Below are 22,856 nucleotides of genomic sequence, written 5' to 3'. Positions count from 1 at the left end.
CGAGTTGCTCGCACGAGATCAGTGTCGGGCTCGGCCAGCGCTCGCCCAATGCGCTCGGAAGTAACGGGCATGCGGAGGGCAGCCCGAGGCTGTGGGCGGGGCGCCGGCATCGATATGAGTTGTCACCTGCGAGGGGCACCTATCGCAGTCGCCCCACGCGTTGGGTGTCCCGCGAGAAGGGCTCGGGCGACCCAATTGGGCGACCGAGGTGGCTTCGGTCGCAAGCTCCCTCGAGCCACCGGGAGGGAGGGACGCCGGACACTGTGCGCGTTGTCTTGGGAGGGCGGAGGGCTGCGCTGGGGGCGGCCAGTTGGAGTGCCGGCTTCGCGCAGTGTGGCGGCGGGACAGCTGGCGGCAGGAGCTAAGTTCTGGCGCGGAGGTGACTCCGGCCGCGGGCGTCCTCGAACTGCGGGGAGAGGAACAGACGGACACCACGGACCCTCACTTGGGCAGCGGGAAGGGCTAGGGGAGCCACAGGAGCGCTGTTCTGTGGGGGAGGTGGCTTTGGTCGCAAGCTCCCTCGAGGCCACCGGGATGGAGCGACTCCGGGCACGGTGAGCGCTTGCCAGTAGCGCGGGGAAGGCCATGTCCGAGGAAGCAGACGGAGCGCCAGCTGCGCGCAGCGTGCCGGCTCGAGGGGTGGCCACAGGAACGGCGTTCGGTGGGGCGAGGTGGCTTCGGTCGCAAGCTCCCTCGAGCCACCGAGAAGAGTACTGGCCACAGCGTTGCGAGCTGCCCTCGAGCACCACGAGGGCAGCTCGCAGCGACGGACTGGAGACCGGCCGCGGCGCGTGAGGCAGCCCCGCGAGGAGCGCAAGTTGAGTTCGAGCTGCGCGCGCAGAGTGTCACCGAGAGTAGCGGCCCAGGGAGCGGCGCGCTGTGGGGATAGTGGCTTCGGTCGCAAGCTCCCTCGAGCCACCGGAGGGAGCGCCGCCAGACACCGTGGGCGGTCTCCTGGGAGCGCGGAGAGCTGCGCTCGAGCCAGGCGTATTGGAGCGCCGACTGCGCGCAGCGTGGAGGCGAGAGGGGTGGCGCCAGGAGTGCCGTGCTGTGGGGGAGGTGGCTTCGGTCGCACGCTCCCTCGAGCCGCCGGGGAGGGTACTGGGCACAGCGATGAAAGCACGCTGCGAGCAGCACGAGGACGGCTCGCGACGGCGAGTACGAGACCGGCCGCGACGGGTGAGGCGGCCCCGCGAGGAACGCCAGTTGAGTTCGCGCTGCGCGCAGCGCGGCGGCAGGAGAGATGGCAGCAGGAACGTCGTTCAGTGGGGGAGGTGGCTTCGGTCGCACGCTCCCTCGAGCCGCCGGGGAGGGGTGCAGGGAGGGCGCCAGAAGCAGGTCGATGCGGAGCGCGGAGAGCAGAGCGGAGCTACAGACGGAATGTCAGCAGAGAGCCGAGCGCTGCGCGCCTTGCTCTGCCAGGCGCGCCTCAGCTACGCACAGAACGTCAGTCCGAAAGGTGGCGCGAGAGGCGGCGGTCGGCCCGGCGCGGTGCGACGGATGAGGCTTCGGTCGCACGCTCCCTCAAGCCAGCGGGAGGGGTGCAGGCCGGGTGTAGAGAGCGTCAGATTGCGGGGGAGTCATCGCGGACGTCGGAGACGGGCGCAGGCTACGCAAGCGAGCTGCTCGCGGGGCGCGGCGCCAGCGGTCGCTGCTGACGCCCAGTCGCCGGCCGGGAAGGGGGCGCCGAACGCCCGAGGCCCGCGATGTTTCACGTGAAACATCGCGCGGATGCGCGACGCGTACAAAAATCGAGTGCCCCATGTTTCACGTGAAACATGGGGCACTCGCGAAGGCGCTGGCGTTACTTGGTGAAACCCGGCTCGCCGATCTCACCGAGGATGCGGTTGAGGTCGCCAACCGTCGCGAAGTCGATCGTGATCTGACCCTTGCGGGCACCCAGGTGCATCTTCACGCGGGTGTTCAGACGGTCGCCCAAGCGCTCGGCGATCTCGTCGAGGTGGGCCTGCTTCTTTCCGGCGTTGGGCTTGGCCGCCGGGGCGGGCTTCGGCGCCTTGCTGGCGACAGCCTCGGCGCTCCGCACTGACAGGTCTTCGTTGACGATCTTGTCTGCGAGGCGCTGCATGGCCTCGGGCTCGCCCATCGAGAGGATGGCGCGCGCGTGGCCGGCGGAGAGCACGCCGGCAGCCACGCGCATCTGCACGGGGGAGGGGAGCTTCAACAAGCGGAGCGTGTTGCTGATCTGCGGACGCGAACGACCGATGCGGTTTCCGAGCTCCTCCTGGGTGATCCCGAAGTCGCTGAGCAGCTGCTGGTAGGCCGAGGCCTCTTCGAGCGGGTTGAGCTCCGAGCGGTGCAGGTTCTCGAGCAGGGCATCGCGCAGCATGTCGTTGTCGGCTGTGTCACGGATGACGGCCGGGATCGTGTCCAGGCCAACCTCACGCGTCGCGCGCAGACGGCGCTCACCCATGACGAGCTCATACTTGCCGGGCAGCGTGGCATGCGGGCGGACGACGATCGGCTGCAGCACGCCAATCTCGCGGACGCTGTGCACGAGCTCAGCGAGGTCCTGCTCGTTGAAGACCGTGCGCGGCTGCACGGCGTTGGGCACGATGTCGGCGGGGTTCAGGTGCGCCAGACGAGCACCCGGAACGACGACCAGCTCCTCGCGGCTCACCTCGACCGTCCGAGCCGCGCCGACGGTGTCGGGGAAGAAGACGTCGACGGGACGCTCTCTCACCTCGTCGACCATGGGGATGAGTGCGCCGATACCGCGGCCGAGGCCGGTTCGCTTTGCCATACTTACTTCCCTCCAGTGCGTGCTGAAACCTGAGGTGCTCCACGACGCGCCATCTCGGCGGCCGCTTCTTGGTAGGACAGCGAACCCGAGGAGTTCGTGTCGTAGCTCACCACGCTCTGGCCGTAGCTGGGCGCCTCGGAGACGCGCACGGAGCGGGGGATGATCGTGCTCAGAACCTGCTGGGGGAAGTGATCCCGAACGTCCTGTGCCACCTGATTGGCCAGGTTGGTCCGGGCGTCGTACATCGTGAGCAGAATGGTCGAGACCCTCAGCACGGGGTTGAGGTGCTTCTCGATCATCTCGATGTTCTTCAGCAGCTGGCTGAGCCCCTCGAGCGCGTAGTACTCACACTGGATGGGGATGAGCACCTCGCTGGCCGCGACGAAGGCGTTGATCGTCAGGAGGCCGAGGGAGGGAGGGCAGTCAATGAACACGTAGTGGTACGGCTCGTCCATCTCAGCGAGGTGCACGTCGAGTGCGCGCCGCAGGCGCTGCTCACGGGCAACCAGGGAGACCAGCTCGATTTCTGCCCCAGCCAGGTGAATATTTGCGGGAACGCAGTACAGTTCGCCCTCTTCGGGGCTCTTCTGAACCACCGATTCGAGCGGGAGGTCCTCGATGATGACGTTGTAGATGCTCGGAACGTCTGCGCGGTGCTCCACACCCAGCGCGGTCGAAGCGTTACCCTGCGGGTCGAGGTCGATGACGAGCACTTTGGCGCCGAGCCGCGCGAGGGCTGCGGCGAGGTTCACGGCGGTGGTCGTCTTTCCGACGCCACCCTTCTGGTTGGAGATCGTCAGGACGCGCGTCTTCTCGGGGAGCGGCAGCACGAGCTCGGCGATTGCCTGCCGGCGGCGGGTGAGGCTCGCGACCTCCTCGGCGAGCGGTGCCTTGGCACTGGGGGAGGGGGCGCCCACCGTGGCCGACGCCGCATCCTCGGCCATGGCCGCGTGCGTGGCGGCATCCCAATCGATGGCGGCGCTGACGGCGGGCACCGAGACGCGCGCCGAGGCGCGAGCGGGGGAGGGGGCCTCGGGCGCCGCGGGCGCGGATTCGGGGCCGTGAGCGTCCGCAGGAACGGGATTCTCGATGGATTGTTTCACGTGAAACGGTGCTTCTTCCTGGTCGTCGCCCGAGTCAGCGTCGGTGAAACCGATGTCGTCGGTCTCGTCAACGCTCGGCGTCGTTGTGGGTGGGCCATTTTCAGTGCTGTGGGAGGGATCCTCCGGTGCACTTGAGTTCAGCTGCGCATCGACGATCGCGTCGAATGCGGCGAGGGAAACGCTGGGGGAGTGTGATTCCTGCTCCGCGGGGGTGCCGACCGCTGGATCCGAGACGGTATCCTCACGTCCCTTTTTGTGGAACCATCCACGGCTCGCGGCACTCGCCATCTGTAATCCATTCCCTGCGGTCGGCGTCTTCAGAATCTGCCGATGCGAGCCCGCCCAGTACTGAGCGAGCAGCACAGCATACGCCGACCACGGGATGAAAAGCCGAGACGGCGACTAACCCACTGTAGCCCGAATGACGCGAGTTTCCTCGCTCAGAATGCCCTCACCGAGGACAAGAACCTCCACGGAGCTGAGCTTGTACTTGCGAATGGCCTTCTCGGCCGCGCCGATCTCGGCCGGGGCGCCTGCGCCCTTCATGAGCACGAGCTCTCCGCCGCGCTTGAGCAGGGGAGCGGTCAACGGCAACAGCGTGCGCAGGGCGCTCACCGCACGGGCCGTCACCTGGTCGAAGGATCCCTCACGCTTGGTCTCCTCGGCGCGCGAGCGCAGAACCTCGACGTTCTGCAGGCCGAGTTCCTGCACCTGGGAGTTCAGCCAGGCGACGCGTCGCTCCATCGGCTCGATCAACACGAAGTTGACGTCGGGGCGGGCGATGGCGAGCACCAGACCGGGCAGGCCGGCACCGCTGCCCACGTCGCCGACGAGTCCGGGGCGGAGCAGGGGGGCGACGATCGCGCAGTTCAACACGTGCCTGGTCCACAGCCGGGGGAGTTCCAGCGGCCCGATCAGGCCGAGCTCCTCGCCGTGTGTCGCCAGGTTGGTGGTGAACGCGCGGCCGAGCTCCAGCTGCTCCCCGAAAACCGTTGCGGCGGCCGAGGGTTCTTCTTCGAGCGTGTCGATCATCGTTTCACGTGAAACTAGGCGCGGCGGCTGATCACGGTGTGGCGGTCGCGGCCCTCACCATCGGATTCCGAGGTGTAGCCACGCTCGCCCACGATGTCGTGCACGAGCTTGCGCTCGTAGGACGACATGGCGGGCAGTGCCGCGGAGGAGGCGCCGGCCTCGATGCGCTCGATGGCGCGGGTGACGAGGGCGGTGAGCTCTTCCTCACGGGCCTCACGCGAGCCGCCGATGTCGAGGATCAGGCGGGAGAACACGCCGGTCTTGCTCTGCACGGCCAGGCGGGTCAGCTCCTGCAGGGCGTTCACGGTGTCGGGGCGGGAGAGCACCGAGATGTTCGCGCCCTCGCCGGCGTTCACCGAGAGGTAGGCGCGGCCGTTGCGGGCATCGATGTCGATGTCGCCATCGAGATCGCAGATGTCGAGGAACTCCTCGATGTAGTCCGCGGCGATGTCGCCCTCCTGCTCGAGCTGGGCCTGGGAGGGCGCAGCCGAGCGCTCCGGCGCGGCCGACTCGAAGCTGGCGTCGAATGCTGCGGTGTCGGTGGCCGGTGCCTCGACGACCGCGTCATCGGCGGTCGGGATGTTCTGAACGTCGGTCATCTTCGTCCTACTTCTGCTCGCCGGGCTTGATTTGCTTCTTGGCCCGGTTCTTGCTGATCGGCTGCTGCCGCTGGGTCTTCTTGGCCGCTTCTTCGTCTACGACGATAACGGTTCCGTCGGTGGCGATGAGCTTTCCCTTGCGGGCGAGACGCTCCTCGCGGGCCTTGGCGGCCTCGCTGCCGGGGGTGGGCATGTTCCGGATGACGATGAACTGCTGGACCATCGTCCAGACGTTCGAGGTGAGCCAGTAGAACATGACACCGAGCGGGAATGCGACACCGGAGAAGGCGAACACCAGGGGGAGTAGGTAGAGCATGATGCGCTGCTGCTTGAACATCGGGCTCGCCTTGGTCTCCGGCGACATGTTCTTGGAGACGATCTGGAGCTGCGTGATGAACTGCGAGGCGGTCATGAGGATGACCATGATGGCTGCGATGACCATGACGGCTGCGTCAAACGGCTGGCCGGCGATCATGAGGGTCCACTGCGAGGCGAACGAGCTGTGCAGCGGGGCTACGCCGAAGAGCGAGGCGTCACCGAACTGCTTGGCGAGCGTCTCGTTGAGAGGGCCGACGCCGGACTTGCCGTGCTGTGCGTCGTTGAGCACAGAGAACAGGGCGAAGAAGATCGGCATCTGCAGCAGAAGCGGCAGGCAAGAGCTCAGCGGGTTGGTGCCCGTCTTCTTGTAGAGCTCCATCGTCTCGCGAGACATGGCCTCGCGGGAGAACTGGTCCTTCTTGCCCTTGTACTTCTCTTGGATCTTCTTCAGCTGCGGGGCAACCTCCAGCATGCGGCGCTGGTTCTTGATCTGCTTGACGAAGATCGGGATCAGGGCGGCGCGCACGACGAGCACGAGGCCGACGATGGAGAGCACCCAGGTGAGCCCGGCTGCCGGGTCCATTCCGGCGACGCCCAACACCCAGTGCCAGCCGACCAGAAGGAGCTCAACGGCCCACTTCAGCGGCCAGAGAATGATCGAGATCAAGTCCATTGTTGGGGTTAGCCCTTTCCTTGGCCTGCAACGACAAAGCCGAATGCATTCACGCGATAACGCTGAACGCGCTTGAGGGGAACATCATCGATCCCGCCCTCTGCCCAGGGGTGGCAACGCACCAGGCGTCTGACCGCAAGGGCCCCGCCCACGATGACGCCGCGATCCTGCACCGCCGTGAGCGCGTAGTGCGAACACGAGGGGTAGTAGCGACAGACATCCCCGTACAGCGGAGAAATCACCGCGCGATAGCCGCGCAGCAACAAAACTGCGATGTTGCGCGGGACGAGAAGGATCGTGGCCAGGAATCTGTTCACGATACGTTTTCTCGGCGCCGCGCAGCGCCAGGGTTCGCCGAACGCGCCAGCGAGGTGGCAAGTTCGCTTCGCATGGTCTCCCAGGAAGCGTCGGAGCTCCCAGGCAGGGCGCGAATGACGACGTCGATGCCTGGGTGAACCTGGTCAAGCAGCTCAGAGCTCGCCGCCTTGAGCCGGCGCCGCACGCGGTTACGCTGCACGGCCCCGCCGACCGTCTTGGCGACGATAAAGCCAAAACGAGCGCCCCGGGCGCCAGAAGTCTGCACTTCGGGGCCGGAACGCACGTACGTCACAAGATGAGGTGTGACGTATCTCCGCCCCCTCCGAACGACGCCTTTATAGTCGTCGGCCGTTGTGATGCGGTTCGCCTTGGCAAGCACTGGGCTTGAATGAAGCCTGGGTGCTTAAGCGGAAAGCTCGACGCGACCCTTGCGGCGACGAGCGCCCAGGATGGCGCGGCCGGCGCGGGTACGCATGCGCAGGCGGAAACCGTGCACCTTGGCGCGACGACGGTTGTTCGGCTGGAACGTTCTCTTGCTCATTGTGTGTACTCCACGTGTTGGATCTCCACGAGCCTTGGAGTGGCCGGGAAAGAAATTTGGGCAGCCAGAAGGCTGGGGTCAACCTATTAAAACTACGGCCTGCGCGGGCTGTGGTCAAACCGGAAGCCCGGCTGGCGCCGGATTCTCTACGGTATTCCCAGCTTGCGGGAGGGCCTGGGGAGGCCGCTCGTCGGGCGATTTGGAGCAAGTCCTCCAAGAGATTAGCGTAAAGCACCGAGTTATCCCCAGCAAGATGCGCGTAATTCCGGTAGTTTTGTCGGGGTTACACACAGGGGTGGATAACTCTGTGAGTACTTTTCACTTTCTCGGATGCGCCGCCCGCGGCATCCCGCATTGCACCACTGCACTGCGACGCCGAGAGGGGCATCTAGCGCCGAAGAGTCACCGAGCAAGTGTGGAGAAACAATGGCCGACGTCGAACAGCCGATCGAGAACACCTGGGCCGCGGTACTCGCGGGTCTCTCCGCCGACAGCACAATCACGCCCATGCTCTACGGATTCCTCAATCTGGTCGAGCCCAAGGGCATCGCCGCGGGGACCTTCTATCTGGAGGTGCCCAACGACTTCACCGCGAGCATGCTGAACCAGCGCATGCGCACCTCGCTGCTCGCCGCGATGAACGCCATCGGCACGCCGGCGATCGCCAACTTCTACGTGGTCGTCAACCCCGAGCTCGAGAGCGAGGTGGCCACCCAGCAGGCTTTCGAGACGCCGGAGGCCGGAACCCTCGCCGCGGCCGCGATGCCGGCCCACCTCGCCGCACCTCCGCTGGTGCAGCCGCAAGCGAATGTCGTCGAGACGCCGGCGACGCCGCAGTCCGTGTTCGAGCACAGCTCGCCGGAGCAGTCCAATGACACCCGGCTGAACCCGAAGTACAGCTTCGACAACTTCGTCATCGGGCAGTCCAACCGTTTCGCCCACGCCGCGGCCGTCGCCGTCGCCGAGGCTCCCGCGAAGGCGTACAACCCGCTCTTCATCTATGGGGACTCCGGGCTGGGCAAGACCCACCTCCTGCACGCGATCGGCCACTACGCGATGAGCCTGTACCCGGGTGTGCGCGTGCGCTACGTCAGCTCCGAGGAGTTCACGAACGACTTCATCAACTCGATCGCCAACAACCGCGGCGCCGTCTTCCAGTCCCGCTACCGCAACATCGACATCCTGCTGATCGACGACATCCAGTTCCTGCAGGGGAAGGCCGAGACCCAGGAGGCCTTCTTCCACACCTTCAACACCCTGCACGACCACAACAAGCAGGTGGTCATCACCAGCGACCTGCCGCCCAAGGCGCTCACAGGCTTCGAAGACCGCATGCGCAGCCGCTTCGAGTGGGGCCTCATCACCGACGTTCAGGTGCCCGACCTGGAGACGCGCATCGCCATTCTGCGCAAGAAGGCGCAGTCCGAGCGGATGCAGGCGCCCGACGACATCCTCGAGTTCATCGCGACCAAGGTCTCCTCGAACATCCGCGAGCTGGAGGGAACGCTGATCCGCGTGACCGCGTTCGCCAGCCTCAACCGCACGCCCGTCGACATGAACCTGGTGCAGACGGTGCTCAAGGACCTGATCACGCTCGACGAGGACAACGTCATCGCGCCGGCCGACATCATCACGAACACGGCCGACTACTTCAAGCTCACGGTCGACGACCTCTATGGCTCGAGCCGCTCGCAGGCCGTCGCCACGGCACGCCAGATCGCCATGTACCTCTGCCGTGAGCTGACGAACCTCTCCCTGCCCAAGATCGGCCAGCTCTTCGGCAACCGCGACCACACCACGGTGATGTACGCGAACAAGAAGATCAGCGAGCTCATGAAGGAGCGTCGCTCGATCTACAACCAGGTCACCGAGCTCACCAACCGCATCAAGCAGAACCACCGCTACAAGTAGGGTCTTGCGCTCGCCACGCCCGGGCCGCCAGAATATTCCACTACTCACATGTTGGGGATAACTTGTGGATAGTTAATGAGCAACTCCCGAGAAGCTGTTGAAGAATCCCGTGTTCTTGTGGGTTTGGGCCTGGTGGCACTCGGCGCAGAGCATCCACAAGGTCGTTAACGCTCACACAAGTTCAACAGGCGGGACCCGCCTAGTTCGCTGTGTATACATCGAATTAACATAGTTATCCACAGTTTCCACAGCCGTTAAGACCGTTAAAGAATTCTTAAAGAGATCTCTGATGCGACAACCTTGTGGACGGACAGGCCGCCCAGGTGTCTAAACGAATGACAAGAAACCCACGCCGTAATGGCAGGGGTTAGCATGGAGCCCAGTCCGACAGCCCCGCTGTCAGACGTAGACGACCAGCAGCGAACAGGAGCGCCTTCGTGAAGTTTCAGGCCAACCGGGATGTGTTCAGCGAGGCGGTTTCCTTCGCCGTCAAACTCCTCCCGCAGCGCACAACGCTGCCCATCCTGAGCGGCGTGCTCATTCAGGCCACCGAGACCGGGCTGATCCTGTCCTCGTTCGACTATGAGGTCTCGGCCCAGACCGAGATTGCGGCCGACGTCGAAGAGACGGGGACCGTCCTGGTCTCCGGCCGTCTCCTGGCCGAGATCGCGAGCCGACTCCCGAACGCTCCCGTGCGCTTCAGCACGGAGGAAAGCCGCATTGTCGTCAGCAGCGGGTCCGCCAGTTTTACCCTGCTCTCCATGCCGGTTGAGGAATACCCGAGCATCCCGCAGATCAGCTCCGAGTCGGGGCTCGTCCCCGCCGAGGAATTCGCCGCAGCCGTGGCCCAGGTCGCGGTCGCCGCCTCCCGCGACGATGTCACCCCCGTCATCACGGGCGTCCAGCTCGAGGTGAGCGAGAACAGCCTCGGCCTCGTCGCCACCGACCGCTACCGCGTCGCCGTGCGCGAGATCAACTGGGACGGCGGCAGCAACACCACTTCCGAGCCCATCACCGCCCTGGTTCCGGCGCGCACCCTGCAGGAGGTCGGCAAGACCTTCGGCAACGCCGGCAACATCTCCGTCGCGATCACGAACACGGATGACCGCGAGCTGATCGCCTTCACAGCGAACAAGAAGACCGTCACCAGCCTGCTCATCAAGGGCAACTTCCCGCCCGTCCGCCGCCTGTTCCCCGACACGATCGAGAACTACGCGGTGATGAACACCGCCGAGCTCATCGAGGCGACCCGCCGCGTCGCACTCGTCCTCGAGCGAGAAGCCGCGCTGCGCTACAGCTTCTCGCCCGACGGGCTCACGCTGGAGGCGATCGGCTCCGAGCAGGCCCAGGCCTCCGAGACCATCGACGCCGTGCTCACCGGAGACGAGATCGTGGTGTCGCTGAAGCCCCAGTTCCTGCTCGACGGCCTGGGCGCCGTGCACTCCGAGTTCGTGCGCATCTCGTTCACCCGCACCGAGAACCCGAACAAGCCCGGGCCGGTGCTGATCACCAGCCAGAGCTCGAAGGAGCAGCCGGGCGCCGACAGCTACAAGTACCTGCTGCAGCCGAACCTGCTCCTCCGCTGACAAAGGAGTTCCCCATGCACATCGGTCTCGTCGGCCTCGGCAAAATGGGCGACAACATGCGTGCCCGATTGCGCGCCAACGGCATCGAGGTCACCGGGTTCGACCGCAACCCGGCGGTCACGGATGTCGCGAGCATGGCCGAGCTGGTCGCCGCACTGCCGGCGCCGCGCACCGTCTGGGTCATGGTTCCGGCCGGAGCCATCACCGACGCGGTGATCGAGGAGCTGGACGGCCTGTTGGAGGCCGGCGACCTGGTGATCGACGGCGGGAACTCGCGCTTCACGGAGGACTTCAAGCACGCCGAGCTGCTCGGAGCGCACGGGATCGACTACATCGACGCCGGCGTGTCCGGCGGGGTGTGGGGCCGGGAGAACGGCTACGGCCTGATGGTCGGTGGCAGCGCCGCGCAGGTGGAGCGCGTCATGCCCGTCTTCGATGCGCTGCGCCCGGAGGGCCCGCGCGAGGAGGGCTTCGTGCACGTGGGCGAGGTCGGCGCCGGGCACTACGCCAAGATGGTGCACAACGGCATCGAATATGCGCTGATGCAGGCATACGCAGAGGGCTATGAACTGCTCGACGCGCGCACCGACCTGATCAAGGACGTTCCCGGAACGTTCAAGGCGTGGCAGCGCGGAACCGTCGTGCGGTCCTGGCTGCTCGAGCTGCTCGTGCGGGCCCTCGACGAGGACGCAGACCTCAGCGACATCGAGGGATACGTCGACGATTCCGGCGAGGGCCGGTGGACCGTCGAGGAGGCCATCGCCAACGCCGTGCCCGTCCCCACGATCAGCGCGTCCATCTTCGCCCGCTTCGTCTCCCGCCAGGAGGACTCGCCGGCGATGAAGGCCGTCGCGGCGCTCCGGAATCAGTTCGGCGGCCACGAGGTGAAGAAAGCCGACAGTTAGCGGGCCAGCGAAGCGGAGTGCAGAGCACTCTGTCAGAGGGCCCCGGCTAGGGTTGAGGCCGTGTTCGTTTCCCACCTGAGCCTCGCCGACTTCCGCAATTACGCGGTCGCCGAGGTCGAACTGCGCCCGGGGCCGAATCTGATCGTCGGCCGCAACGGCCAGGGCAAGACGAATCTCGTCGAGGCGCTGGGCTACCTCAGCACCCTCGGCTCGCACCGGGTGTCCAGCGACCAGGCCATGATCCGCGCCGGCCAGGATGCCGCGATCATCCGGGCCCGGCTCGAACACGCACAGCGCTCGATCCTGGCGGAGGTCCAGCTGAACCGGGCCAGCGCCAATCGCGCGCAGATCAACCGCTCGGCGATCAAGCCGCGGGAGCTGCCGCGCTACTTCTCCAGTGTCCTCTTCGCACCGGAGGACCTCTCGCTCGTGCGCGGCGACCCGTCCGGGCGCCGACGCTTCCTCGACCAGCTCCTGGTGCTGCGCTCCCCGCGCCTGGCCGGGGTGCTGGCCGACTACGACCGCGTGCTGAAACAGCGCAACACCCTGCTGAAATCGGCCAGGGCCCGCGGCGTGCGCGGCGACGCGCTCTCCACCCTCGACATCTGGGACGAGCGCCTCGTCGCGCTCGGCTCCGAGATCATCGACGAGCGGATGCAGCTGACCCGCGCCCTGCGGGATCCGCTGAGCCGGGCTTACCACGCCGTCGCCGGCGACGATCACGGGCCAGAACTCCGCCCGCTGCTCAGCATTTTCGGCGGTGCGGCCGCCGACGCCGAGGACGAGGGCTTCGGCGGGCCGGGTTCGACGGGCTCAGTCAGCGGCGACGGGTGGACCGCCGGCGAGAGCACCGCGGAAAAATTTCGCGACTCGCTTCGCGAGGTGCGCGGCAAGGAGCTCGACCGTGCGATCACGCTGATCGGGCCGCATCGCGACGACCTCGTGTTCATGCTGAACGCGCTCCCGACGAAGGGTTACGCCAGCCATGGCGAGTCGTGGTCGTTCGCGCTCGCGCTCAAACTGGCCGCCGCCGAGATCCTGCGCCACGAGTCGGCATCCGGCGACCCCGTGCTGATCCTGGACGATGTCTTCGCCGAGCTGGACCAACAGCGCCGCAGCCGACTGGCCGAGGCGGTGACCGGCTATGAGCAGGTTCTCATCACGGCAGCCGTGCTGGAGGACATTCCCCCCGCACTGACCGCCCACACCATCCACATCCGCGCCGGGGAGGTCGTCGATGGGTGACCAGCCGATCGGGACGAACGAGCAGACCGAGGCAGGCGAGACCGAGGCCAGCCGCGTCTATCTGCACCTCAAGGACGTGTTCGGCGGGATGCCGCGCGGGCCGCGCCTCAAGCGCAAGAAGCGCCATGACCCGACCGAGAGCCAGGCCTTCGGCGTCGGCCGCGACCCGAAGGGGCTCGGCGCCTCCCTCGAGATGCTGACGAACCAGCTCGGCTGGCGGGCGCCGCTCACCCAGGCCGAGCTGCTGAACTCGTGGGCTGCGATTGCCGGCGCGGAGACCGCGAAACACTCGACGCCGCTCGGCATCGACGAGGGTGTACTCACCGTTCAGTGCGAATCGACGGCCTGGGCAACACAATTGCGCTTGATGCGGGTCGAGATCATGACGCGCATCATCACCGAGTTCAAGGAAGCGGGCGTCGTTTCGATCCGCTTTCAGGGGCCGAACGCCCCATCGTGGAAAAAGGGCCCCAGATCGATTCCAGGGCGCGGTCCGCGCGATACCTACGGCTAAGCAAACAAATTAGGTCACCTGCGCAAATTGAGGCCGTCAGATCGCGAAATCTCCCCGGCTTGAGCGCCCTCTTTGATAGGATTGAGCGTCGCCCAAACGACGGTCAGGAGCCCAATTTCATATGACATCGGAACCGAACACGAGCGATCCAGTGCCCGAGTACGGCGCAAACGAGATCCAGGTTCTTGAAGGCCTCGAAGCGGTGCGGAAGCGCCCGGGTATGTACATCGGTTCCACCGGTCCCCGCGGTCTGCACCACCTCGTCTACGAGATCGTCGACAACTCCGTCGATGAGGCTCTCGCCGGCTACTGCGACACCATTGACGTGACGATTCTGGCCGACGGCGCCGTCCGCGTCGACGACAACGGCCGCGGCATCCCCGTCGACCTGAACCAGGGCCTCGGGATCTCCACCGTCGAGGTCGTCCTCACCGTTCTGCACGCCGGTGGAAAGTTCGGCGGCGGCGGGTACGCCGTCTCCGGCGGCCTGCACGGCGTGGGCTCCTCGGTCGTGAACGCGCTCTCCAGCCGCCTCGAGGTCGAGGTGCGCCGGCAGGGCCACGTCTGGCGCCAGTCGTTCAAGCACGGTGTCCCCGACGCGCCCCTCGCCATGGGCGAGCCGTCAGAGGAGACCGGCACCCGGATCACCTTCTGGCCGAGCCCCGACACCTTCGAGACCGTCGAGTTCGACTACGAGACGCTCCGGGCACGCTTCCAGCAGATGACGTTCCTCAACAAGGGCCTGCGCATCAACCTCACCGACGAGCGCGAGTCGAGCCGTGACGAGGAGGGCAAGCCCCGGCACAACTCCTACCTCTACGAGCAGGGCCTCAAGGACTACGTCGAGTACCTCAACAACGCCAAGAAGGCCGAGATCGTCCACGACGAGATCATCTCCTTCGAGTCGGAGGGCGCCGACAAGAAGATCGCGCTCGAGGTGGCCATGCAATGGACCACGGCGTACACCGAGAGCGTGCACACCTACGCGAACACGATCAACACGCACGAGGGCGGAACCCACGAAGAGGGCTTCCGCGCCGCGCTCACCACGCTGGTTAACAAGTACGCCCGCGAGAAGGGCATCCTCAAGGAGAAGGACGAGAACCTCTCCGGCGACGACGTGCGTGAGGGCCTCACCGCCGTCATCTCGATCAAGCTGGCCGAGCCGCAGTTCGAGGGTCAGACCAAGACCAAGCTCGGCAACACCGAGGCGAAGGCATTCGTGCAGCGCGTCGTCGGCGTCGAGCTGGCCGACTGGTTCGACCGCAACCCGAACCAGGCCAAGGACATCATCCGCAAGTCGCTGCAGGCGGCGACCGCCCGCCTGGCCGCGCGCAAGGCACGCGAGGGTGCCCGCCGCAAGGGGCTGCTCGAGTCGGGCGGCATGCCGGGCAAGCTGAAGGACTGCCAGTCGAAGGATCCGTCGATCTCGGAGATCTTCATCGTCGAGGGTGACTCGGCCGGCGGTTCCGCCGTGCAGGGCCGCAATCCGGAGACGCAGGCCATCCTGCCGCTGCGCGGCAAGATCCTCAACGTGGAGAAGGCGCGCCTGGACCGCGCACTCGGCAACGCCGAGGTGCAGGCCATGATCACCGCTTTCGGAGCGGGCATCGGCGAGGACTTCAACACCGAGAAGGTCCGCTACCACAAGATCGTATTGATGGCGGATGCCGACGTCGACGGCCAGCACATCACCACGCTGCTGCTGACGCTGCTGTTCCGGTACATGCGCCCGCTCATCGACCTCGGCTACGTCTACCTGGCGCAGCCCCCGCTGTACCGGCTCAAGTGGTCGAACTCGGCCCACGAGTACGTCTACTCCGACCGGGAGCGCGACGCGCTGCTGGTCGAGGGCCAGGCCGCGGGCAAGCGGATCCCGAAGGACAACGGCATCCAGCGCTACAAGGGTCTCGGCGAGATGGACTACTCGGAGCTGTGGGAGACCACGATGAACCCCGAGTCCCGCACGCTGCTGCAGGTCACCCTGGACGACGCGGCCGCGGCCGACGAGATCTTCTCCACGCTGATGGGCGAGGACGTCGAGAGCCGTCGCAACTTCATCCAGCAGAACGCGAAAGACGTGCGCTTCCTGGACATCTGATCGACGCTGCCGCGCAGGCGGCACCTCGATCACGGCCCGCGCCAACCGGCCCCTCCGGCCGGTTGGCGAAGCCCGCAGGGCAGGCCTGTGGAACGCACGGAAAACTTGAGTAGTAGAAGTAGACGAGAAGGCAAATGGCAGACGAAGACAACACCACCGGTGGCGAGCAGCTGAGCGCCGAGGAGCAGCAGAGCGCTGCCCACTTCGCGGCACACGGCAAGATCGACCAGGTCGACCTGCAGCTCGAGATGCAGCGCTCCTACCTCGACTACGCCATGAGCGTGATCGTCGGGCGCGCTCTGCCCGACGTGCGCGACGGGCTGAAGCCCGTGCACCGCCGCGTGATCTACGCCATGTTCGACGGCGGATACCGCCCGGACAAGGCCTTCTCCAAGTGCTCGCGCGTCGTCGGCGACGTCATGGGCCAGTTCCACCCGCACGGTGACAGCTCGATCTACGACGCCCTCGTGCGCCTGGTCCAGCCCTGGAGCCTGCGCTACCCGCTCGCGCTCGGCCAGGGCAACTTCGGCTCCCCGGGCAACGACGGCGCAGCCGCCCCGCGTTACACCGAGACCAAGATGGCCCCGCTCGCCCTCGAAATGGTGCGCGACATCGACGAGGACACCGTCGACTTCCAGGACAACTACGACGGCCGCACTCAGGAGCCCTCCGTGCTCCCGGCGCGCTTCCCGAACCTGCTCGTCAACGGCTCGGTCGGCATCGCGGTCGGCATGGCCACGAACATCCCGCCGCACAACCTGCGCGAGGTCGCCGCCGGCGCCACCTGGTACCTGGAGAACCCCGACGCGACCCGCGAAGAGCTGCAGGAAGCGCTCATGCAGCGCATCAAGGGACCCGACTTCCCGACCGGTGCCCAGATCCTGGGCACCAAGGGCATCCACGACGCCCAGCGCACCGGACGCGGTTCCATCACCATGCGCGCCGTCGTCTCGGTCGAGGAGATCCAGGGCCGCACCTGCCTCGTCGTCACCGAGCTGCCCTACCAGGTCAACCCGGACAACCTGGCGATCAAGATCGCCGACCTGGTCAAGGACGGCAAGGTCACCGGCATCGCCGACATCCGCGACGAGACCTCCGGCCGTACCGGCCAGCGCCTCGTCATCGTGCTCAAGCGTGACGCCGTCGCCAAGGTTGTCCTGAACAACCTGTACAAGCACACGCAGTTGCAGGAGAACTTCGGCGCGAACATGCTCGCGATCGTCGACGGCATCCCGCGCACACTCTCGGTCGACGGCTTCATCCACGCCTGGGTGATGCACCAGGTAGAGGTCATCGTGCGCCGCACCCAGTTCCGCCTGAAGAAGGCCGAGGCGGAGGCGCACATCCAGCGCGGCTACGTCCTCGCCCTCGACGCCCTCGACGAGGTCATCGCCCTGATCCGCCGCTCGCCGGACGTCGAGAAGGCGCGCACCGGCCTGATGGAGCTGCTCGGCGTCGACCAGTTGCAGGCCGACGCGATCCTCGCCATGCAGCTGCGCCGCCTGGCCGCCCTCGAGCGCCAGAAGATCATCGACCGCCTGAACGAGCTGGAGCTGGCGATCGCCGAGTTCCACGCGATCCTCGCCTCCGAGGTGCGCCAGCGCGAGATCATCATCGAGGAACTCGCCGAGGTCACGGCCAAGTTCGGCGACGACCGCCGCACCGAGATCATGTACGGCTACGACGGCGACATGAGCGTCGAAGACCTGATCCCGGAGGAGGAGATGGTCGTCACCGTAACCCGCGGCGGCTACGTCAAGCGCACCCGCAGCGACAACTACCGCAGCCAGCACCGCGGTGGCAAGGGAGTCAAGGGCGCCCAGCTGCGCGCGGATGACGTCGTCGAGCACTTCTTCGTCACCACCACGCACCACTGGCTGCTGTTCTTCACGAACGCCGGACGGGTCTACCGCGCCAAGGCGTACGAGATCCAGGAGGCCGGCCGCGACGCGAAGGGCCAGCACGTCGCGAACCTGCTCGAGATGCAGCCGGACGAGGAGATCACGCAGATCCTCGACATCCGCGACTACGAGGTCGCCAAGTACCTGGTGCTGGCCACCCGTGAGGGCCTGATCAAGAAGACGGCGCTCTCGGAGTACGACACCAACCGCTCGCGCGGCATCATCGCGATCAAGCTGCGCGAAGGCGACGAGCTCGTCTCGGCCATGCTGCTGAACGAGGACGACGACGTGCTGCTCGTCTCGCGCAAGGGCATGTCGATCCGCTTCCGCGCCAGCGACGAGGCCCTGCGCCCGATGGGCCGCAGCACCTCCGGCGTCGGCGGCATGCACTTCCGTGGCGACGACGAGTTGCTGGACGCATCCGTGGTCAGCGACGAGGGCTTCGTCTTCGTCGTGACGGAGGGCGGCTACGCCAAGCGCACCTCGGTGGACCAGTACCGCCTGCAGAACCGCAACGGTTTGGGCATCAAGGTGGCCAAGCTGAGCGAGGATCGGGGCGACCTGGCCGGTGCGATTATCGTCGAGGAGCAGGACGAGGTCCTTGTGGTTCTTGCCAGCGGCAAGGTGGTACGCTCTGACGTCGCCGAAGTCCCTGCCAAGGGGCGCGACACCATGGGCGTCGTCTTCGCGAAGTTTGCGGACGATGACCGCATTATCGCGATCGCGAAGAACACCGAGCGCAATCTGGAGCAGGCCGACGAGGAGTCGGCTGCCACGGAGGGCGAACCCGGGAAGGAAGATTCCGTAAATGAGTAGTACCGCAGAAAAATTCGCGAAGAAGGCGAGCCGTCGCCCGGCGGCCAAGCAGGTGCGCCTCAAGCTGGTCTACATCGACTTCTGGTCGGCCGTCAAGCTGTCGTTCCTGATCGCGGTCTGCCTCGCGATCGTCACGATCGTGGGCACCTTCCTGATCTACACGGTGCTGGACCAGACCCAGATCTTCGACGAGGCCGACAGGCTGTTCAAGGACGTCACCGGCGGCTCGGCAACGCTCACCAGCTTCATCTCGCTGCCGCAGGTGATGGGATTCACCACGGTCGTCGCTCTGCTCGACCTCGTCGTCGTCACGGCGCTCGGGGCGATCATGGCGGTGCTGTACAACTTCAGCGTGAAGGTCACCGGCGGCATCCTCGTCGGCTTCACCAACAATTAGACGCGCGCGGGCTTCACGCCCGATTTCGCCATTTCGGTTTTGGTCAGGTAGTGTCATACCTGCCCATTCCGGGGATATAGCTCAGGCGGTTAGAGCGCTTCGCTGATAACGAAGAGGTCCCAGGTTCAAGTCCTGGTATCCCCACGAATAGGCCGGATCGAGAAATCGACCCAGCCATTCATCTCGAGAAGCCTTCGCAGATCGCCTCTCGAGGGGCCTTAGCTCAGTTGGTAGAGCGCCTGCTTTGCAAGCAGGATGTCGGGAGTTCGATTCTCCCAGGCTCCACAGTTACAAGAAACGCCGGCTTCCGCTAGATCAGCGGAATACCGGCGTTTTTCGTTGGATGCAAAGCGGCTCAGGAATATCAGTTGGTAGTGATTCTGTAGAGCGTGGTAGTAATACGTGTTGGTTGCAGTGCGCCCCAGCGCGCCTTGTCGCCCGCGGAAACATGCGGGACGGTGCTGGCGATATTTCCAAGTGTGCCCCGGAAGCGCCCCAACAGCCTGGGGTCATCTGATGGCACTGCGCCTCGCGGAGGTTCACAGAGTGATCTCAGCGACAACCGCCTCGAGAGCACTCCAGTCAGAAGGTATGGTGGCATCCGTGAACGCGTTCTTACACATATGTGAGGTTTGCGGTGCTCGAGCTACCTTGACACCAGACGAGTCATACGAAGCTGGCTGGGACTATCCACCACGCACGGGTGTGGCGGGAGTAATCTCTCCGCGCAAGTGTGGCGATTGTCCGATCACAGGCACCCTGTGGTGGGCGGTCCAAGAGGGTGAGCTGGATTCGGCAGATCCATTGGGTTGGCCGGCAGCACGTCGCGAGGTGCTTGCGAGAATCTTGAACGAGCAAACGCCGGTGCCCCCTGGGTGATCCTGACACTGCCGGGGTGCCGATCTCCTCGAGCCTGCTACAGCCACGTTGACGGATGTCGGCGCCGCCCGTTAGGCTAGCTACATAAATACCAGTCCCGCTGTCCCTCACTGACTCTCGAGTCGCCGAGGTGACATGGGCTGGTTTTCTTTTTGGCCATGATGGGTAACGTGAAAGACCATCTTCCGTACGACGCCCAGCTGGCTAAGATGCTCGAGCGCGGGCTCACCTCCGCTGATCGCCCGGGCGCGATCGCAGCGCTCAAGAGGATCGGCTACTACCCCCTCTCTGCATATACCTACCCCTTTCGTGAGTCCGCTACGGATACTGACGTTAAGGCCGGGAGAACTCGCGCAGAAGCCTTCAGGCAGGGCTCAACCCTGGAAGACTCGCTAACGCTTTATGAGTTCGACCGGAAGCTGCGAGCGATTCTCTTGCAGGCGCTTCAAGAAATCGAAGTTGGTCTCGCGACCAAGATCGGCTACATCCTTGGAAAGCGTGAGGGAGATGGTCACTTGCGCATCGAATGCTTGGACGCGGCCGAGTGTAATAGGCCAAACTCTGAAGGCGAACTCGCGCACGCCCTCTGGGTGCGACGTTTCGAGAAGCTGCGCAAGGACGCCAAGGACGAGGAGTACGTCAAGCACCACATTCTCAATCACGGCGGCGAAATCCCAATCTGGGTGGCCACAGGATTCATGGACTTTGGGTGCTTGATTCGGCTGTACTCGCTGATGGACAAGCGAGATCGCAAGAAGATCGCGGAGGAGCTGGGCCTCGGCGGCAACGGAGCCGATACTCTGCACAGGTGGTTGCGAGCACTGAACATCCTTCGCAACAACTGCGCACACAATAATCGCGTGTGGAATCGCGCCACTGTCGACGTGCCGCCCAAGCCTTCTCTGCAAGTGGCGCCAGAGCATCTGCATCACCTAAATGATCTGACGAACGATCAACGCCAGAAGATATATTTGCTCATTGCGCTCACGGCGCATCTGAACCGTGCGGTCAACCCGGCCAGCACCTGGGCGTGGTCAGCTCTGCCAACGCATGCGAAGAAGCTCGGCAACGTGGGTGGCATGACCCTCGAGAACACGATGGGTTTCCCCGCCCACTGGCGGAACCTCGCACTTTGGCAGAAATGATCCCTGGAGGGGTCATTTGGTGGCGGTCCTGACCCTGTGGATAACCATGGCCTCGGTAGCTGTCGATTGAAACCGGGAAGGATGACGGCCGATGTCACCACCGAGCAATTCGAAACTGTCAGGAAAGGCGCGGGTGCCGCGGCGAAGGCCTCGAGAAGCCGCATTCTGGACGCCGTCGTCGGGCCAAGTGAAGTGCCATGCCCGCCCATCGTTAATGCCCGAACAGAGCCTCATGACAATCACAGAATCAATGACTGACGAGACCTGGTTCTGTGCCATAGTTCAGACTTGGTCGAAGGCTTTGGACTGAATGGTCCGCGAGTAATACGTGCGACTGTGGCTGCTCAATGCGGTCTGACAGGAGCGCTTCGTGCGGAAGATTGGTGGATTACAGATGGGTGAAGACGTTGCTGATCAGGCTTGCGCTGGGCCGAGTGCGGGCCGCACCGCGGTTCTCTTGGGCGCTGGCGCTTCCGCAGACGCAGGCCTGCTCCTCACATCAGAGCTTGCAGCTGCAATCATCGAGAAGGCAAATGGATTCTCAGTCAATTCTTTCGAGCCAGCGATACCTGACTGGGTTCGCGCGCTCAATGCGGCTTATGCCGGCATGGTCGGATATCGCGGAGCCCGTGGCAACAATCCGCTGTCGGCCGTCAATATCGAGACTCTAATTTCTGCGGTACGTCTGCTTCGGGCGCGTGACGACCACGAAGTTGCGCCGTTCGTTTCCTCGTGGGCACCTGCCCTCAGCAACTTTGGATCGGTTGATCTCCCGACGCAATCGGCGCGCGCCTTGTTGAGGGCTATTGCAGATTCGTCGAATAAATGGCCGGGTTTTGCAGACCGTGACGTTACTGAGGCGGTTGCCGAGATCGCGCGAGCAGCAGTTCGCCCTGACCTGAGTAGGCCATTTGCGGATGCGGAAACGTTCATCCTTAACTCGCTGGTGGAGCTTCTTGGAGGTCACAAGGATGTTGATTATTTTGAACCACTCCTGGATCTCGCACGCACCCAACCGGGCGGTGCGGATGTCATCACGCTGAACTACGACCTCACGATTGAAACGGCCGCCGCAACAGGCGGGGTCGCCATCAATCGGGGAATCGAATCCTGGCGGCCCGGCGAAAATCTCGACATTGATCCCGTCGACGGCACGCTCAACCTCTTGAAGCTACATGGCTCACTAGATTGGCGTCCTTCGGCGCCACAACATGGATCGGATCCCCAACTATCCCCACGCGGGATAGAGATCGTGAATCCTGGCATCGCCCGCGATGTTCCGCGTCCCGACTTGCCTTGGATCGTAGTAGGCGATCGGGAGAAACTTGCAACGGACGGGCCGACGCTCGCACTGAACTTCGCGGCCCGATCGGCTCTGCTCCGCACGAATCATCTCGCTGTGATCGGGTACTCCTTCGGGGACGCACATATCAATGCGATGATTCGTGACTGGCTTGCCGCGGATCCCGCTCGAACGATGTCAGTGTTGGATGTCCGATGGCCTCGTGAAAAGTATTACCGCCCTAACTTGGACTTCCGATCGGCGTTAATCGCCCGATACGGAAGACATAACGATTCTCAAGGCCAGCCGATCCTCCCGCGAGTGGTGCCACTTGAAGGCTTAGCTTCTGAGCGATTCGCGGATGTTCTACGTGCGCGTCCGGAGCAGGCCGCGGATCCGCTCGCGAGTGCAGTTACCGCGCGGGATGGTGCGGCAATCCAAGTCAAAGTCACTTGGCATGGGCCGGATCTCGCGGAGGCAACTCTATCGATGTGGCCAGAAACTAGTTCCAGATACCAGGTCACATCTAGCATCATCCTCTACGAGGACCTCCCAGCTCCCTCTTCAGATTCGGCAAACCATGGCTGGGCGCAAGACCCGTGGTATCAGGTGTGGCCAACAGGGGTCACAAAGACCGTGTATGTGCCCGCAGATACCGTGCTTCCCGTGGAGCTTCGGATCGAGGGTGCCTCAATCGTTGGAGCCCAGGGTTGGACTATCCATATTCATAACGACATAGAACGGGACCTCGAACAGCTCGGGTAGCTACTCTCCGCTGTTCACCGCACTAAACCCTTGGCCATCCTGGCCGGGGGTTTCGTGTTTCCGT

The 22,856-nt window shown here is 64.7% G+C and carries 18 protein-coding genes and 2 tRNA genes; 12 read left to right on the top strand and 8 right to left on the bottom strand.

The genetic code is table 11. The features are described 5' to 3' along the window. Window positions 1-1,804: 1,804 nt before the first annotated feature. From GY24_RS04280 to rpmH, 8 genes are all read right to left on the bottom strand, one after another. The gene (locus GY24_RS04280) at window positions 1,805-2,761 is read right to left on the bottom strand and encodes a ParB/RepB/Spo0J family partition protein (RefSeq protein WP_104474521.1); all 957 of its coding nucleotides are present in this window, start codon (window positions 2,759-2,761) and stop codon (window positions 1,805-1,807) included. A gap of 2 nt (window positions 2,762-2,763) precedes the next feature. Beyond that, complete coding sequence (locus tag GY24_RS04275) at window positions 2,764-3,705, bottom strand: ParA family protein (RefSeq protein WP_104474525.1); 942 nt, start codon at window positions 3,703-3,705, stop codon at window positions 2,764-2,766. 561 nt (window positions 3,706-4,266) lie between these two features. Next, on the bottom strand, window positions 4,267-4,896 hold the full coding sequence (gene rsmG, locus GY24_RS04270) for a 16S rRNA (guanine(527)-N(7))-methyltransferase RsmG (RefSeq protein WP_104474520.1): 630 nt from the start codon (window positions 4,894-4,896) through the stop codon (window positions 4,267-4,269). A gap of 14 nt (window positions 4,897-4,910) precedes the next feature. Continuing rightward, window positions 4,911-5,495 (bottom strand): Jag family protein, encoded by a 585-nt coding sequence (locus tag GY24_RS04265; RefSeq protein ID WP_104474519.1) that lies wholly within the window; start codon window positions 5,493-5,495, stop codon window positions 4,911-4,913. A gap of 7 nt (window positions 5,496-5,502) precedes the next feature. Beyond that, window positions 5,503-6,486, bottom strand: coding sequence for a membrane protein insertase YidC (yidC, locus tag GY24_RS04260; protein ID WP_083362436.1), 984 nt, complete (start codon window positions 6,484-6,486; stop codon window positions 5,503-5,505). A gap of 8 nt (window positions 6,487-6,494) precedes the next feature. Further along, window positions 6,495-6,803, bottom strand: coding sequence for a membrane protein insertion efficiency factor YidD (yidD, locus tag GY24_RS04255; RefSeq protein ID WP_104474518.1), 309 nt, complete (start codon window positions 6,801-6,803; stop codon window positions 6,495-6,497). Beyond that, window positions 6,800-7,183 carry a ribonuclease P protein component gene (gene rnpA / locus GY24_RS04250; protein ID WP_104474517.1) on the bottom strand — a complete coding sequence of 128 codons (384 nt, stop codon included), beginning with the start codon at window positions 7,181-7,183 and terminating at the stop codon, window positions 6,800-6,802. The genes yidD and rnpA overlap by 4 nt, the downstream gene beginning before the upstream one ends. Window positions 7,184-7,207: 24 nt before the next feature. After that, complete coding sequence (rpmH, locus tag GY24_RS04245; protein WP_047408363.1) at window positions 7,208-7,345, bottom strand: 50S ribosomal protein L34; 138 nt, start codon at window positions 7,343-7,345, stop codon at window positions 7,208-7,210. A gap of 426 nt (window positions 7,346-7,771) precedes the next feature. On the opposite strand from rpmH, the gene dnaA reads away from it, so the two are divergent. The 12 genes from dnaA to GY24_RS04185 all read left to right on the top strand — a co-directional run bounded on the left by dnaA (window position 7,772) and on the right by GY24_RS04185 (window position 22,792). Beyond that, a complete protein-coding gene (dnaA, locus tag GY24_RS04240) occupies window positions 7,772-9,256 on the top strand; it encodes a chromosomal replication initiator protein DnaA (protein ID WP_104474516.1) in 1,485 nt (494 codons plus the stop codon). A gap of 437 nt (window positions 9,257-9,693) precedes the next feature. Next, a complete protein-coding gene (dnaN, locus tag GY24_RS04235; RefSeq protein WP_104474515.1) occupies window positions 9,694-10,842 on the top strand; it encodes a DNA polymerase III subunit beta in 1,149 nt (382 codons plus the stop codon). A gap of 14 nt (window positions 10,843-10,856) precedes the next feature. Further along, entirely contained in the window at window positions 10,857-11,747 is an 891-nt protein-coding gene (gene gnd / locus GY24_RS04230; protein ID WP_104474514.1) for a phosphogluconate dehydrogenase (NAD(+)-dependent, decarboxylating), read from the top strand. A gap of 60 nt (window positions 11,748-11,807) precedes the next feature. Then, a complete protein-coding gene (gene recF / locus GY24_RS04225) occupies window positions 11,808-12,992 on the top strand; it encodes a DNA replication/repair protein RecF (protein WP_104474513.1) in 1,185 nt (394 codons plus the stop codon). Then, complete coding sequence (locus GY24_RS04220) at window positions 12,985-13,506, top strand: DUF721 domain-containing protein (RefSeq protein ID WP_193953495.1); 522 nt, start codon at window positions 12,985-12,987, stop codon at window positions 13,504-13,506. The genes recF and GY24_RS04220 overlap by 8 nt, the downstream gene beginning before the upstream one ends. A gap of 121 nt (window positions 13,507-13,627) precedes the next feature. Then, complete coding sequence (gene gyrB / locus GY24_RS04215; RefSeq protein WP_083362428.1) at window positions 13,628-15,607, top strand: DNA topoisomerase (ATP-hydrolyzing) subunit B; 1,980 nt, start codon at window positions 13,628-13,630, stop codon at window positions 15,605-15,607. Window positions 15,608-15,741: 134 nt separating this feature from the next. Beyond that, window positions 15,742-18,324 carry a DNA gyrase subunit A gene (gyrA, locus tag GY24_RS04210; RefSeq protein WP_104474512.1) on the top strand — a complete coding sequence of 861 codons (2,583 nt, stop codon included), beginning with the start codon at window positions 15,742-15,744 and terminating at the stop codon, window positions 18,322-18,324. Next, entirely contained in the window at window positions 18,317-18,721 is a 405-nt protein-coding gene (locus GY24_RS04205; RefSeq protein ID WP_104474511.1) for a DUF3566 domain-containing protein, read from the top strand. The genes gyrA and GY24_RS04205 overlap by 8 nt, the downstream gene beginning before the upstream one ends. A gap of 70 nt (window positions 18,722-18,791) precedes the next feature. Further along, window positions 18,792-18,865, top strand: a tRNA-Ile gene (locus GY24_RS04200). 68 nt (window positions 18,866-18,933) lie between these two features. Then, window positions 18,934-19,006, top strand: a tRNA-Ala gene (locus GY24_RS04195). A 752-nt stretch (window positions 19,007-19,758) separates the two neighbouring features. Next, entirely contained in the window at window positions 19,759-20,745 is a 987-nt protein-coding gene (locus tag GY24_RS04190; protein ID WP_104474510.1) for an Abi family protein, read from the top strand. A 394-nt stretch (window positions 20,746-21,139) separates the two neighbouring features. Beyond that, the gene (locus GY24_RS04185; RefSeq protein WP_104474509.1) at window positions 21,140-22,792 is read left to right on the top strand and encodes an SIR2 family protein; all 1,653 of its coding nucleotides are present in this window, start codon (window positions 21,140-21,142) and stop codon (window positions 22,790-22,792) included. The last annotated feature ends 64 nt before the right edge of the window (window positions 22,793-22,856 follow it).

This window comes from Microterricola pindariensis, assembly GCF_002936985.1.
Lineage (GTDB): Bacteria > Actinomycetota > Actinomycetes > Actinomycetales > Microbacteriaceae > Microterricola > Microterricola pindariensis.
The sequence above is the reverse complement of the archived record's forward strand: the minus strand, read 5'-3'. Positions and strand labels throughout refer to the sequence as shown.

Excerpts from the sequence above, each read along its gene's own strand:
- GY24_RS04275 (WP_104474525.1), bottom strand. The coding sequence starts at position 3,705 with ATGGCCGAGGATGCGGCGTCGGCCACGGTGGGCGCCCCCTCCCCCAGT.
- rpmH (WP_047408363.1), bottom strand. The coding sequence starts at position 7,345 with ATGAGCAAGAGAACGTTCCAGCCGAACAACCGTCGTCGCGCCAAGGTG.
- gnd (WP_104474514.1), top strand. The coding sequence starts at position 10,857 with ATGCACATCGGTCTCGTCGGCCTCGGCAAAATGGGCGACAACATGCGT.
- gyrA (WP_104474512.1), top strand. The coding sequence starts at position 15,742 with ATGGCAGACGAAGACAACACCACCGGTGGCGAGCAGCTGAGCGCCGAG.
- GY24_RS04205 (WP_104474511.1), top strand. The coding sequence starts at position 18,317 with ATGAGTAGTACCGCAGAAAAATTCGCGAAGAAGGCGAGCCGTCGCCCG.
- GY24_RS04280 (WP_104474521.1), bottom strand. The coding sequence starts at position 2,761 with ATGGCAAAGCGAACCGGCCTCGGCCGCGGTATCGGCGCACTCATCCCC.
- yidC (WP_083362436.1), bottom strand. The coding sequence starts at position 6,486 with ATGGACTTGATCTCGATCATTCTCTGGCCGCTGAAGTGGGCCGTTGAG.
- rsmG (WP_104474520.1), bottom strand. The coding sequence starts at position 4,896 with ATGATCGACACGCTCGAAGAAGAACCCTCGGCCGCCGCAACGGTTTTC.
- GY24_RS04190 (WP_104474510.1), top strand. The coding sequence starts at position 19,759 with ATGATGGGTAACGTGAAAGACCATCTTCCGTACGACGCCCAGCTGGCT.
- GY24_RS04265 (WP_104474519.1), bottom strand. The coding sequence starts at position 5,495 with ATGACCGACGTTCAGAACATCCCGACCGCCGATGACGCGGTCGTCGAG.
- gyrB (WP_083362428.1), top strand. The coding sequence starts at position 13,628 with ATGACATCGGAACCGAACACGAGCGATCCAGTGCCCGAGTACGGCGCA.
- dnaA (WP_104474516.1), top strand. The coding sequence starts at position 7,772 with ATGGCCGACGTCGAACAGCCGATCGAGAACACCTGGGCCGCGGTACTC.
- GY24_RS04220 (WP_193953495.1), top strand. The coding sequence starts at position 12,985 with ATGGGTGACCAGCCGATCGGGACGAACGAGCAGACCGAGGCAGGCGAG.
- GY24_RS04185 (WP_104474509.1), top strand. The coding sequence starts at position 21,140 with ATGGGTGAAGACGTTGCTGATCAGGCTTGCGCTGGGCCGAGTGCGGGC.